Genomic DNA, 11,316 nt, shown 5'->3' on the forward strand with positions numbered 1-11,316 from the left:
CCGGCTGATAGTGAGGATCCTCTGGCGTAAAATTCAACACATCCAGCGGTTGAGAGAACTTTAACGCAGCGTTAACCAGCGTCGTCGCGAATGCCTGTATCGCTCCTGTTCGATCCCCATTGCTGCACCGATTGTTTTGATGATTTTGCTGCTTCGCCGCTCGGTTTCGCTTCTTCCGTCTTTGCTCCTTCTGGCTTCTCCTCTCCTGGCATCGCCCGCGATGACGACGGTCGCCGTGGCCAACGAGGTCGAGATCTGGAGCGGGACCCTCACCTCGTCCTGGCTCGACGATCATCTGGCGGTCAAGCGTGCGACCCGGCCGCGCGCGCCGGCCCGGTTGAACCGCACGCAGGTCTGGGCCAGCGGCATCGCCCGCACCGACATGCAGGCCTTCCTGCCGACGGATGTCGATCGCGCGGTCGGGGCCAAGATGCAGCCGTTCCAGGGGTATAATTTTCTGGTCGGGACGGAACTGGTCCGTGGTGGCGGCGAGACGAGCCTCCTGTCGTCGAAGGCGAGCTGGGAGGCCTTCGTGAGGCGGGACTGGGAGCGCCTCGGCGTCACGGTCGGCGTGACGACGGCGGGCTTCCTCGACAGCGGGCAGAGTGCCTATTCGCAATCGCTGAGTGGCATCATGGACATTCCGCTCGATCTCTCCTTCCAGGCATGGAGCACCGAGCTGCGGCTCGCTCCCAGCATGAACCTGGACGGCGTCAGCGGAGACATCAGCACAGGCCTTGTGTCGGAACTCGTCGGTCGAACCCGGCTGACCTCGCCGGCCGACCGCTTCCGGTCGGACCTCCATGTCCGGGTCGGCTATGGGGTCGCGCCCAACACCCGGCCCGTCGCGTCAGCGACACTCGAGCTGCGGATCGCGCCCAACCTCTGACGCCGGCAGCCGCCGCGGGGATCCCGGCTCCTTCCACCGCAGAACCCCGAGACCCGAACCTGACCTCTGGCGCACATCTTTACCGCCGAGGAGCAGGACGCCGTCCTCGGATGGCTTGAAAAAGCCCTCGAAGGGAAGAAATAGAACCGGGACTGCCAGCAGCGCCCGGGCTCCAGCCCGTTGATCAAGGCGCGTGATCGGAGAGAATTGTGGGACAGCTGACCTTCGACGGCCTCGGGCCCTACGACCTGCCCGACGCAACCCATGCCGATGCGCAAAAGGACGGCGATGGGTTCATGATCTCGTTTCGCCTGTGGAAGTCGGAGAAGGAATGGACCCTGGTCCGAATCCATGTGAGCGACAAGGAGGCCGAAAAGCTCGGCCGCCAGATCGGGGATGCCCGCGTCAGATCGGACGGATCGACCATCATCTAGATCTCATGGTCACCCTTGATCCCGCGTCCATGCGAGGCGTATGGCCAGGATGCTCTCCGAACCCGGCCGGGGACCTCTCAAAAGCCGCATTGTCGCTCTAGATGAGGAGAATCGGCAGCTCATCGTTCGGCTGCTGTTCTTTCAGGCGCAATCCTGCCCTCGAAGCCCATGTCATTTCGAGGTGTATCATGAAGACGCAACTGCAGCCGATCCGCGGCTATCGAGCGCTCGTCGTCGACCGGTCGACAGGGAACTTCGCAACGCATCATCTGCACAGCGATGATCACGATCTTGCCAATGAGTGGGCCCGTTGCCTGGCTCAATCGTGCCGGGTGGAGCTCTGGCATGATGCTCAGCTCGTCGGGTCGTTCCCTCCCATGGTGAGCCGCAGGACGGTGCGCCTCGGTTGAGGCGTCGGCCCTGGGGTGCGGCGTGTTCTTACAAATGACGTGTTGTCGCTATATGTTTGATGGATCAGCGGTTCCCTAGTCGGCCGCTGCCCTTTTGGGCGCATGAGGCGTCTCGGAGCTGTCCGGGCTTTGGAGAATGACGCATGCCAGTCGATCTGCCGCCGAACAAGAAGCCCCCTCTCTCCGCCGAGGCCACGTTCAGCCTGCTGCTGGACCGGTCCTTGAACTGGCTTGCGGTGGTTGTGGTGATTGCCCTGCTGCTGTGGGCCTATGAACTGGGTCTGATGCCGCTGATCTAGGCATCGCACGCCGATGTGACGCATCACGGCAGCGGAATCAGATCGCTCATGGTCTCCGGTTTCGGTTCCTTGCCGAGGCGTCGGCGCTTGGCCAGGATGAGGGTGCCGTTCAGCTCGCCGCCGAAGAGGAAAATGGCCCCGAGGGTGTAGAGAAAGATCAGGGCCACCATGGCGGTGGCGAGACCCCCATAGGTCGACGCGTAGGCGCCCGGATAGAATTCGAGGTACCAGCTGAAGGCGAAGCCGCCGAGAAGCCACAGGGCCAGCGTCACGCCCACGCCGGGCAGCACGGCGCGAAACCGTCGGCGTCCCGCAGGGACAAGCTTGTGGGCGAAAAGCAGCCCCGCCACGATGACGACGGTCGCCACCCCGACCCGCAGGAACCCGATCAGACCATCGAGAGGTTTCAGGGCCGGAACCCAAGAGAGCACGCCGCGCCAGACGAAGGGGCCGAGCACGACGAGGAGCGCCAGGGCGAGCAGCATCATGGCGCCCGCGATGACGAACGCGATCGATTCGAGCCGCGTCAGCCACCAGGCGCGGGTTTCCCGCACCCCATAGGCGCGGTTGAGGCCGACCCGGAGGCTCTCCACGCCGCTCGATGCGAAATAGAGCGCGAGCACGAGGCCCAGGGTCACCACGTCGCTGCGCCGGACCGACAGGATGTTGTGCACCTCGCCGGCGATCGGCCCCGCCACCTCCTTCGGCCAGGCCTCGAGGATGATGTCCGCCACCTCGTCGGCCAGGGTCCCGGTCCCGAACAGGCTCGCCAGGGCGGTGACCAGGATCAGGAACGGGAACAGCGACGTCAGCACCGAGAGGGCGATATGGCTCGCGATCGCCCAGGAATCGTGCAGCACGAAGCGGGTGGACGCGATGGCGACGAGTTCGAGCCAGAGGCGAAGGCGGTTCAAAAGACGGGTCTCCAGGCTGCTGGAGATGGTGCGGCGGGGGCCGAGGGCAAGGAAGCCGCCCCCGCAAGGATCTGAGAGCCGTGCAATCCGAAGTGCATTGTCCCTGTTCCTGACTCCCGGCTCCTGCAGGTCGACTTTTAGACGAGGCCGCGTGGATCGACAAAGGCCGAGGTTCGGGCCTACAAGCCGGGAGACGATCCTTGCTCCTCCACGGCCATGAACCCCACCGTCTTCGCCCGCCTCGCGCCCCCGCTCTTCGTGCTCATCTGGGCGACAGGCTTCATCGTCGCCCGGTTCGTGGCGCCCTATGCCGAACCGCTGACCTTCCTGCTCGTCCGGTACGTTCTGGCCACTCTCGTGCTGGCCGGCATCGTCACCGCGGCACGCGTGTCGTGGCCCCGCGCCTGGCATGATTGGCGCAACAGCCTGATCGCCGGCATCCTCCTGCACGGGCTCTATCTCGGCGGCGTCTTCTGGTCGGTGAAGCACGGGCTGCCGGCCGGGATCTCCGCCCTGGTGGCCGGCCTCCAGCCGCTGGCGACCGGGCTGCTGGCCGGGCCCCTGCTGGGCGAGCGGGTGTCCCCGCGCCGGTGGGTCGGGATCGGCATCGGCTTCATGGGGGCGGCGCTCGTGGTCGCCCCCAAGCTCGGGGATGGTGGCGTGCCGCCGCTGGCGCTCGGGGTCTGCGTGCTCGGGATGCTCTCGATCACCTTCGGGACGATCTGGCAGAAGCGCACCGGCAGCAGCCTCGATCTGCGGGTCAATGCGGCCATCCAGTATATCGGCGCCGCTGCCGTCACCCTGCCCCTCGTGCTGCTGACGGAGGAGGGCCACATGGAGCTGAGCCTGCCGCTTCTGGGCGCCCTGGCCTGGGCCGTACTCGGGCTGTCGATCGGGGCCATCGGCCTTCTGCTCTTCCTCATCCGCCAGGGCGCGGTGGTCGGCGTCGCGACGCTGCTTTATCTGGTGCCGCCGGTCGCGGCGCTCATGGCCTTCGCGCTTTTCGGCGAGACCCTGAGCCTGATCCAGCTCGCCGGCATGGGGCTCGCAGCCCTCGGCGTCGCCGTGGCGAGCCGGAGCTGAAACGCAAAAGCCCCGGAGCGCACGCTCCGGGGCTTCATGGCGCGGTTGTCTTATTTCGTGATCTTCACGGAGACCGGATCGCTCGCCGGAAACGTCTCCTCCACGCCTTCGTCGAGGAGCTCGTCCTGGTGCTTCTTCCGGTTCTCGGATGCCTTGTCGTCCTTGCGCTCCGGCTTGTCCTTCGGGGTGTCCTGCTTGCGGTTGTCGTCCGCCATGGTGTGTCTCCTGTGGAAGGATGGCGCTCCTGCTGAGACGACAACGCAACAGGCCAAGCTTCGATCCTTCTTCCCGGCCGCAAACAAAAACGGCGCCGCGAGGCGCCGTTTTCATCAGGTCGAGAGCCTTCAGCGCGGCTGCCCCTGCTGCTGGTTGACGAAATAGTCGAAGGGCAGCTCGGCGATGCGGAACCAGGTCAGCTCCTTCTCGCGGAAGGCGTTCCAGGAATCGTACACCTTCTTGAACTTGGGATTGGAGGCGGCGAGCTCGTTGTAGAGCTTGTAGGCTTCCTTGTAGCTCTGCTCCATCACGTCCCGCGGGAAGGGACGCAGCTGCACGCCCTGACCCACGAGGCGGCGGATCGCATCGGCGTTCTGGGCATCGTACTTGGCCACGCACATGGCGTTGGCTTCCGCGCAGGCGGCTTCGAGGATGGCTTTGTAGTTGGCCGGCAGCTCATTCCACTTGTTCATGTTCACGTAGAGCGAAGGCTGCGCGCCGCCCTCCCAGAAGCCCGGATAGTAGTAGTACTGGGCGACCTTCACGAAGCCGAGCTTCTCGTCGTCGTGCGGCCCCGAGAATTCCACAGCATCGAGGGTGCCGCGCTCGAGCGCCGGGTAGATGTCGCCTGCGGCGAGCACCTGGGGCACGACGCCGAGCTTCTGCATGATCTGACCGCCCATGCCGGCGATGCGCATCTTGAGGCCCTGCAGGTCCGCGATGCTCTTGATTTCCTTGCGGAACCAGCCACCCATCTGGGCGCCCGTCTGACCGGCCGGGATCGGATAGATGTTGTAGTCCTTCGTGAACTCGCGCACGAGATCGAGGCCGCCGCCGTAATGCATCCAGGCATTGTGCTGGCGCACGTTCATGCCCCAGGGCACGGAGGTCTCGAACATGAAGGTCGGGTCCTTGCCGATGAAGAAGCTCGACAGGGTGTAGGAGCATTCGACGGTGCCGTTCTGGGTGGCGTCGAGGGTCTGGAGCGCGCCGACGATCTCGCCCGCGGCGAAGACCTGGATCTGAAACTTGTTGTCGGTCGCGGCCGCCACGCGCTTGGCGATCATCTCGCCCGCGCCGAAGAGGGTGTCGAGGCTCTTCGGATAGGCCGAGCTCATGCGCCAGCGGATCTCCGGCTGCGCCTGCGCGACCGCCGGGGAGGCGACGGCGCCTGCGGCTGCCGCAAGGCCCGCGCCTTTGAGAACTTTTCTTCTGTCCATGAGCATTTCCTCGACCGATTTATGTCGTCACTGCCGGTTTGGCTGAACAATCCATAAAGCCGGAGGAGGGCCGCTGTCACTCCGCCTTCCGTTGGGACAGATATGCAGTGGGAAAGGCCAAGCTATGCGTTGGCGTCATTGATGCCGCTGTCCGGCAACCGCTCTCGACGTCATCACCGGGACAAGCCCGGTGATGACGTGTGAAGCTCTTCGCCGCTTCGGCCGAAACGGCCGCGGGACGATTACCGCTCTTCGCTGCCGCCCTTGGAGAGCGGACGCTGCTGCTGGCCGCTATGGGCGCGGGCGGAGCGCTTCGGCGGCTTCTCGTCCCCGGTCGAGGAGGTCGAGCGCCCGCCGGACTGGCTCGCCGTAGGATGGCCGCGCACCAGGGTGCCCTTGGGTACGTCCACCGCATTGCCGGGGGCCGGCACCCGGGCTCGGGACGTGGCTCCGCCGCTCATCCCGGTCGGCCCCGTGGTGCCTTCGGTCTGCGCGCCGCGGGGCGCCGGACTCTTGGCCGCGGTGGTGTTCACGCTCTCGGCGATCTCCTCGTTCGACATCTGGAAGCCGGCCTCGTCGTCTTCCTCTTCCGGCACTTCCTTGAAGGAGTGGATGCCGGCCTTCGAGCCGCTCGTCGGGCGGTTGTCGTCCACGTGGTCAATGTCGAGATCCGGATCGAGCTTCTTCGAGGCGCCCATGATGCCGGTGGCTTTCGCGGCGGCGCGCTTGGTGTTGCCGACGTCGTTGCGCTGGGTCGGGCCAGCGATGAAGTCATCGCCGGTCTCTTCCTGGGTGACTTCGTTCAGCACCTCGTCGACCGGCGGCTCCGGGGGGCGGCCACGTTTGTCTTGCGCCATGGGGTATTCCTCTTCTCGGGGTTTCGAGCAGACCTCATGTCTGCGGCTTGCAAAGGCAACGTCCTGTCGAAGCAGGGTGTTCCGGCCCCGGATCCGTGAAAACGGAGCCGGATTTCCTTATTTGCCAAGCTCTTTCTGGATGTCCTGCAGGAGCGTCAGATGCTCCTTGATCTGTCCGCTGGCGAGGCGCGCCACATTGGCCATCTCACGGTTGCCGGAGCCCTGCTTGAGATAGCTCTCCTGAAGCTTCAGCAGGTCCTGGTGGCCCTGGATCTGCAGGGCGACGTAATCCTTGTCGAAGGCGGCTCCCGGCTGCGCCTTCGAGAGACGCTCCATGGCCTGCGAGTCCTTCTGCGGCAGCTCCGGAGCCGTCGCGGCGGATTGCTGCGCGCCCTGCGTGGTGGAGGCGGTCGCATTCGGATCGGCGAAGGAATGCATGATGTCCGCGAGGAGGTTCTGCTCGCCGATCTCGAAATCGGCGAACTGCTTCACGCGCGGGTTCTGCGCCTTGCTGTGCGCGAAGTTCGACTGCTGCAGCGACACGGTGCCGAGAGCCAGGACCTGCTGAACGTATTGGCGGTCGGCCTGCGATTGCTGCTGGCCCATGGCGGCTGGTGCGCTGTTGGCCTGGCCCTGCCGGGCGGGGGTCTGCGTGTCCTGCGGGGCGCCGCCCTGCTGGGTGCGCTGCTGGCGCTCCTGCGCGTTCTGGCCGAGAGCGGGATTGACCTGCGTTTCCGCAGGCTGCGGCGTCGTGGACTGGGGAATGGCCTGGTTCTGCTGCTGGGCGAGAGCGGGAAGGCTGGCGGCGGCCATGAGGCCGGCAATGACAAGACGGCGTGACGACATGAAGGGCTCCTGCAAACGGATCGTGAGAGCGAACGTTTGCGGGAGGGTTTGGTTCGGGCAGCGGGCGCGGGCGGACTGTCCTATCCGGCCTTCGCAAGCGCGAGGCCGGTCACGATCATGAGGGCTGACGCCCACCGGGCGATGCCGAACCGTTCCTTCAGGACCACGGCGGCGATCAGAGCGGCGAACAGAACCGACGTCTCACGGACGGCGCCGACCAGTCCGATCGGGGCCTTCGTCATGGCCCACAGGGCCGTCCCGTAGGAGATGTTGGCGATGGCCCCCGCGGCAACGCTCTTGCCCCACACGGAGGCCGGCGCGCTGAACAAGGCCGCTCCCTGGAAGCGGATCATCCCGAAGATCATGAACGCCCCCGTGAGCGCCATCATGGCGAGCAGGTACCCGGTGGAATTGCCCGACAGGCGCGCGCCCACACCGTCGACCAGGGTGTAGCCGACCACCGTGGCGGCGGTCAGTGCGGCGATCGTGAGGCTTCGGACATTCAATCCGCCGCGCCGCACGGCATCGATGCCCAGGCCGAGAATGCCACCGCACAAGATGCCGATCCCCAGCCACGTCACGGGCTTGAGCGTTTCGCCCAGGAGCAGCATCGCCAGGAGCGTGGTGAACAGGGGCGCGCTGCCTCTGACCAGGGGATAGATGGCGGAATAATCCGCGTACCGGTAGGCAAGGCCGATCAGGACGAAATACGCCACGTGGATCAGCGCCGATCCCACCAGGTGGACGGAACTGGCCGCGTCGGGCAGGCCCGAAACCAGCAGAGCCGGAACCGCCGCGACAGCCGACCCGATGGCGATCCGGCCGGCCTGGATCAGCGGGTCTCCCTTGCCGGACTTGGCCATGGCGTTCCAGCTTGCGTGCAGGAACGCAGCAACCAGAACGAAGGCGAAGACATCAGGGGACATCTCGGGTCGGGCACTTGGAGGCGACAGGCCGTCACTTGCTACATCATGGCGGCCGCCCAGGAAAGGTCGAACGCCGCGTCGCACCGACGTTCGGCTCCCTGCCCGATGGTCAGCACCAATCCTTGTCGGACGTCACCTGCATCTCGTCGGCGGCGCGCTTGATATCGGCGAGATCGACCGGATCGCTGAACGGATCTTCGTCGAGCACCGTCACCCGGTTCAGGCGCTTCTGCCAGCGCCGCAGCTCGTCGATATAGGGCTGATACGGCACCCGCTTCAGGCGCCCATTGTCTTCGACCAGATCGCACAGGCCGTTGTGCAGCCATTCGCCCGTGTGCCAGTCGGGCATGTCGACCGCCGGGAACAGGCACACGCCGTGCAGGTCGATGCCCTTGCGCACCGCCGCCAGCGATTCCTCGACCATGTCGCAGAGCCAGTCCGGACGGCCTTCGCGCAGGCCGCTCGTCTCGCCCACGATCATCGGCCGGCGGTAGCGTTCCCAGGCATAGGCGAGGAGATCTCCCAGCGGCCGAATGCGCTCGTCGTGCGGCTCCAGGGACGCGTGCGGCCCGGTCTCGCGATATTCCATCTGGCCGAACGAGTAGCAGTTGACCCCCACGATATCGAGCGCCTCCGGCGACCCGCCGAGCTCCGGGTGCCGGCGTCCGGCGATCACGTCCCAGGCATAGAACGTGTCCGTGTAGGTCTCGCGCTCGGCCTCGTCCTTCAGGTCGGGCCGGTCGCGGGGCGCGACGACCAGGATGAGCGGGTCGATATGCACCATGCGGGCCTTGGGATCGACGGCCCGGATGGCGTTGACCGCCGCGATGTCGGCCCGGCACAGGGACAGGCGCAGCCGGTGCCGCAAGCCGTCCGACTTGCCGAAAGGAGCCGTCCAGCCCCACTCGCCGCCCATGAAGGCGAAGAAGGTGATCTCGTTGATGGGGGTGAAGAAATGCGGGCCGCGGATGCGCGGCGTCACGTATTCGGCCGCGGCCCGGGCATAGGCGGCGAACCGGTCCGTGAACTCGGGCGAGAAGGGATCGAGGTCGTCGGGATAGCCGTAATGGCACAGGTCCCAGATCGGCAGGATCTGGTGTCGGTTCATGGCCGCGATGAAAGGGTCGAGGCCGGAGAAGTCGTACACGCCGCCCTTGTCCACGAAGGGCCAGGGGATCCCCTGGCGGGCGACCGCGATGCCGAGCGAACGCAGGAAGGCGTAATCCTCGTCCACGTGCTCCCGGTGCTGCGTCTCCGCGACGAGATCCCGCCGGCCCTGGTCCTTCCAGATGAAGGTGGAGCATTCGAAGCCCGACAGGAAGAAGGTCGGGAAGATGCCCGCCTGCACGGCGGAGGCATCGGCGTTTCCCGGCGACGGTTCGTGCACGGCAGATTCTCCTCCAAACATGGATCCGGCCTGCCGCGTGCGCGGCAAGCTCGACCATCCACCGTCAGGACAAGCACATGAACGACACGCGGTTCCTCGCGCGGATCCCAGGCTTCGGGATGAACTTCGGCCAAGCGGGTCCGTTGTGACAAGGCGGGATCACACACGGGAGGACCCATGCCGGAGCGGACGAAACGGATCATCGTGCTGGCGATTGCGGTGCTGCTCGCGCTCGTCGTGCTTCAGCCTTACGTGACCGGCTATCTCTTCTCGGCCCGTGAGCCGCGGCCCGTCGCGGCGCGCGGAGACCTGTCGGACTACGAGCAGTCGACGATCCGCGTGTTCGAGACCGTGGCGCCCTCGGTGGTTCAGGTGGTGGCCCTGCAGGGCCGCGGGCCTTCGGGCGGAGAGCCGGCGGGATCCGGCACCGGGTTCATCTGGGACGCGGCCGGCAACGTCGTGACGAACAACCACGTGGTCGAGAACGGCTCCTCCTTCGTGGTGCGCCTGGCCTCCGGAGAGGTTCTGCCGGCCGAGGTGGTGGGCCGTGCGCCGAACTACGATCTCGCGGTGCTGCGGGTCGAGCGCCGGGGCGGGCTGCCGGCGCCGGTTCCGGTGGGACGCTCGGCCGATCTCAAGGTGGGCCAGACGGCCTACGCCATCGGCAATCCGTTCGGCCTCGACCAGTCGCTCACCACCGGCATCATCAGCGCCCTCAAGCGCCGCCTGCCCACCAGCGGCGGCCGCGAGGTCGCCGATGTGATCCAGACGGACGCGGCGATCAATCCGGGCAATTCCGGCGGCCCGCTGCTCGATTCCGCCGGTCGCCTCATCGGGGTCAACACGGCGATCTTCTCGCCGTCCGGCACAAACGCGGGCATCGGCTTCGCCATCCCGGTCGACGTGGTCAACCGGGTCGTGCCGGAACTCATCCGCAGCGGCCGCGTGCCGACGCCCGGCATCGGCATCCTGGCAGGTGACGAGACCCTTGCGGCCCAGCTCGGAGTGAACGGCGTGATCGTGGCGGGCGTCGTGCCGGGCTCGCCGGCGGACCGCGCCGGGCTTCGCGGCGTCGACACGCGGGCCGGTATCATCGGGGACGTGATCGTGGGTGTCGCGGATGCGCCCGTGCGACACCTGTCGGACCTGACGGACAAGCTCGAGAGCACCGGCGTGGGCAACACGGTGTCGCTGACGATCCTTCGCGACAACCGGCAGCAGAATGTCGAGGTGACCGTCGTCGACGTGGGAGAACAGACTCCCCGCGCACGCAGACCATAAAGAGAACAGAACTTCGGCCGGGTCCGATTTGTTTCCTGATGACCGAAACTTTCATCCAGTCCCGCCGTTAGCCATCGAACCTTCACCAACGGAGGAGCGAATGAAACCTGACAGCACCGAACCCAACATCCTGGTGCAAAGCTCGGCAGTCGATCTGGGCGACATGTTTCCCGAATATGCGAAGACCAACGTCCTTCAGGTCGCCGGAAAATACTTCGGTCACCTGAGCTCGGCCTCCGTTCACGTGACGCGCGAAGGCATCACCTATCGCTGCACGGTGAACATGCAGATGGGCGCGCTCAAGATGATGAGTGGGGAGGCCAAGAACAAGGACCTCTACGCGGCCTTCCGGGCGGCCCTGCAGAAGACCGGAAAGCAGCTTCGCCGGTCCAAGCGCGAGCTGCGCGAGGACAAGGCCGAGCGCATCGACAAGGACATGCTCCTGCGTGAAGGCACGACGCCGCGCCGCACGCAACGGCGCAGCGAAGACGTCGTCCCGGCGGCCAACGACGAGGGCGACTACCGCGCCGCCGCCGAATAATCCGACAGGTCGA

General features: G+C 66.0%; 14 protein-coding genes. 7 read left to right on the forward strand and 7 right to left on the reverse strand.

All coding sequences use genetic code 11. From position 1 onward, the window contains the following. Nucleotides 1-220: 220 nt before the first annotated feature. The 4 genes from KBI52_RS20350 (at nucleotide 221) to KBI52_RS20365 (ending at nucleotide 2,032) form a co-directional block, all read left to right on the forward strand. A complete protein-coding gene (locus KBI52_RS20350) occupies nucleotides 221-889 on the forward strand; it encodes a hypothetical protein (protein ID WP_173949891.1) in 669 nt (222 codons plus the stop codon). Nucleotides 890-1,098: 209 nt separating this feature from the next. Beyond that, nucleotides 1,099-1,323 (forward strand): hypothetical protein, encoded by a 225-nt coding sequence (locus tag KBI52_RS20355; RefSeq protein ID WP_173949892.1) that lies wholly within the window; start codon nucleotides 1,099-1,101, stop codon nucleotides 1,321-1,323. Between the two features lie 188 nt (nucleotides 1,324-1,511). After that, on the forward strand, nucleotides 1,512-1,733 hold the full coding sequence (locus KBI52_RS20360; RefSeq protein WP_173949893.1) for a hypothetical protein: 222 nt from the start codon (nucleotides 1,512-1,514) through the stop codon (nucleotides 1,731-1,733). Between the two features lie 143 nt (nucleotides 1,734-1,876). Further along, on the forward strand, nucleotides 1,877-2,032 hold the full coding sequence (locus tag KBI52_RS20365) for a hypothetical protein (RefSeq protein ID WP_173949894.1): 156 nt from the start codon (nucleotides 1,877-1,879) through the stop codon (nucleotides 2,030-2,032). Between the two features lie 23 nt (nucleotides 2,033-2,055). On the opposite strand, the gene KBI52_RS20370 is transcribed toward KBI52_RS20365, so the two are convergent. Further along, on the reverse strand, nucleotides 2,056-2,946 hold the full coding sequence (locus tag KBI52_RS20370; protein WP_173949895.1) for a YihY/virulence factor BrkB family protein: 891 nt from the start codon (nucleotides 2,944-2,946) through the stop codon (nucleotides 2,056-2,058). A 216-nt stretch (nucleotides 2,947-3,162) separates the two neighbouring features. Here KBI52_RS20370 and KBI52_RS20375 point away from each other — a divergent pair, with 216 nt between their 5' ends. Further along, nucleotides 3,163-4,029 carry a DMT family transporter gene (locus KBI52_RS20375; RefSeq protein ID WP_173949896.1) on the forward strand — a complete coding sequence of 289 codons (867 nt, stop codon included), beginning with the start codon at nucleotides 3,163-3,165 and terminating at the stop codon, nucleotides 4,027-4,029. A 50-nt stretch (nucleotides 4,030-4,079) separates the two neighbouring features. Here the strand turns inward: KBI52_RS20375 and KBI52_RS20380 are convergent, their stop codons facing one another. The 6 genes from KBI52_RS20380 to KBI52_RS20405 form a co-directional block, all read right to left on the reverse strand. Next, nucleotides 4,080-4,244: a hypothetical protein gene (locus tag KBI52_RS20380; protein ID WP_173949897.1), complete on the reverse strand. Its 165-nt coding sequence runs from the start codon at nucleotides 4,242-4,244 to the stop codon at nucleotides 4,080-4,082. Between the two features lie 129 nt (nucleotides 4,245-4,373). After that, complete coding sequence (locus tag KBI52_RS20385) at nucleotides 4,374-5,465, reverse strand: TRAP transporter substrate-binding protein (RefSeq protein WP_173949898.1); 1,092 nt, start codon at nucleotides 5,463-5,465, stop codon at nucleotides 4,374-4,376. 242 nt (nucleotides 5,466-5,707) lie between these two features. Further along, on the reverse strand, nucleotides 5,708-6,322 hold the full coding sequence (locus tag KBI52_RS20390) for a hypothetical protein (protein ID WP_173949899.1): 615 nt from the start codon (nucleotides 6,320-6,322) through the stop codon (nucleotides 5,708-5,710). Nucleotides 6,323-6,439: 117 nt separating this feature from the next. Further along, complete coding sequence (locus KBI52_RS20395) at nucleotides 6,440-7,168, reverse strand: DUF4142 domain-containing protein (RefSeq protein ID WP_210811050.1); 729 nt, start codon at nucleotides 7,166-7,168, stop codon at nucleotides 6,440-6,442. Nucleotides 7,169-7,248: 80 nt separating this feature from the next. Then, on the reverse strand, nucleotides 7,249-8,094 hold the full coding sequence (locus KBI52_RS20400) for a DMT family transporter (RefSeq protein WP_210811051.1): 846 nt from the start codon (nucleotides 8,092-8,094) through the stop codon (nucleotides 7,249-7,251). A 109-nt stretch (nucleotides 8,095-8,203) separates the two neighbouring features. Next, a complete protein-coding gene (locus tag KBI52_RS20405) occupies nucleotides 8,204-9,481 on the reverse strand; it encodes a glycoside hydrolase (RefSeq protein ID WP_210811054.1) in 1,278 nt (425 codons plus the stop codon). A 177-nt stretch (nucleotides 9,482-9,658) separates the two neighbouring features. On the opposite strand from KBI52_RS20405, the gene KBI52_RS20410 reads away from it, so the two are divergent. Continuing rightward, nucleotides 9,659-10,762 carry a S1C family serine protease gene (locus KBI52_RS20410; RefSeq protein WP_173949902.1) on the forward strand — a complete coding sequence of 368 codons (1,104 nt, stop codon included), beginning with the start codon at nucleotides 9,659-9,661 and terminating at the stop codon, nucleotides 10,760-10,762. 100 nt (nucleotides 10,763-10,862) lie between these two features. Next, on the forward strand, nucleotides 10,863-11,303 hold the full coding sequence (gene hpf / locus KBI52_RS20415; RefSeq protein WP_210811057.1) for a ribosome hibernation-promoting factor, HPF/YfiA family: 441 nt from the start codon (nucleotides 10,863-10,865) through the stop codon (nucleotides 11,301-11,303). The last annotated feature ends 13 nt before the right edge of the window (nucleotides 11,304-11,316 follow it).

The sequence above is a fragment of the Microvirga sp. HBU67558 genome (genome assembly GCF_018069605.1).
In the GTDB taxonomy this organism is placed as follows: domain Bacteria; phylum Pseudomonadota; class Alphaproteobacteria; order Rhizobiales; family Beijerinckiaceae; genus Microvirga; species Microvirga terrae.

Bases quoted from the DNA above. Each gene is read 5' to 3' on its own strand.
- KBI52_RS20350 (WP_173949891.1), top strand. From the start codon at position 221: ATGACGACGGTCGCCGTGGCCAACGAGGTCGAGATCTGGAGCGGGACC.
- KBI52_RS20395 (WP_210811050.1), bottom strand. From the start codon at position 7,168: ATGTCGTCACGCCGTCTTGTCATTGCCGGCCTCATGGCCGCCGCCAGC.
- KBI52_RS20360 (WP_173949893.1), top strand. From the start codon at position 1,512: ATGAAGACGCAACTGCAGCCGATCCGCGGCTATCGAGCGCTCGTCGTC.
- KBI52_RS20410 (WP_173949902.1), top strand. From the start codon at position 9,659: ATGCCGGAGCGGACGAAACGGATCATCGTGCTGGCGATTGCGGTGCTG.
- KBI52_RS20390 (WP_173949899.1), bottom strand. From the start codon at position 6,322: ATGGCGCAAGACAAACGTGGCCGCCCCCCGGAGCCGCCGGTCGACGAG.
- KBI52_RS20365 (WP_173949894.1), top strand. From the start codon at position 1,877: ATGCCAGTCGATCTGCCGCCGAACAAGAAGCCCCCTCTCTCCGCCGAG.
- KBI52_RS20375 (WP_173949896.1), top strand. From the start codon at position 3,163: ATGAACCCCACCGTCTTCGCCCGCCTCGCGCCCCCGCTCTTCGTGCTC.
- KBI52_RS20385 (WP_173949898.1), bottom strand. From the start codon at position 5,465: ATGGACAGAAGAAAAGTTCTCAAAGGCGCGGGCCTTGCGGCAGCCGCA.
- KBI52_RS20400 (WP_210811051.1), bottom strand. From the start codon at position 8,094: ATGTCCCCTGATGTCTTCGCCTTCGTTCTGGTTGCTGCGTTCCTGCAC.
- KBI52_RS20380 (WP_173949897.1), bottom strand. From the start codon at position 4,244: ATGGCGGACGACAACCGCAAGCAGGACACCCCGAAGGACAAGCCGGAG.
- hpf (WP_210811057.1), top strand. From the start codon at position 10,863: ATGAAACCTGACAGCACCGAACCCAACATCCTGGTGCAAAGCTCGGCA.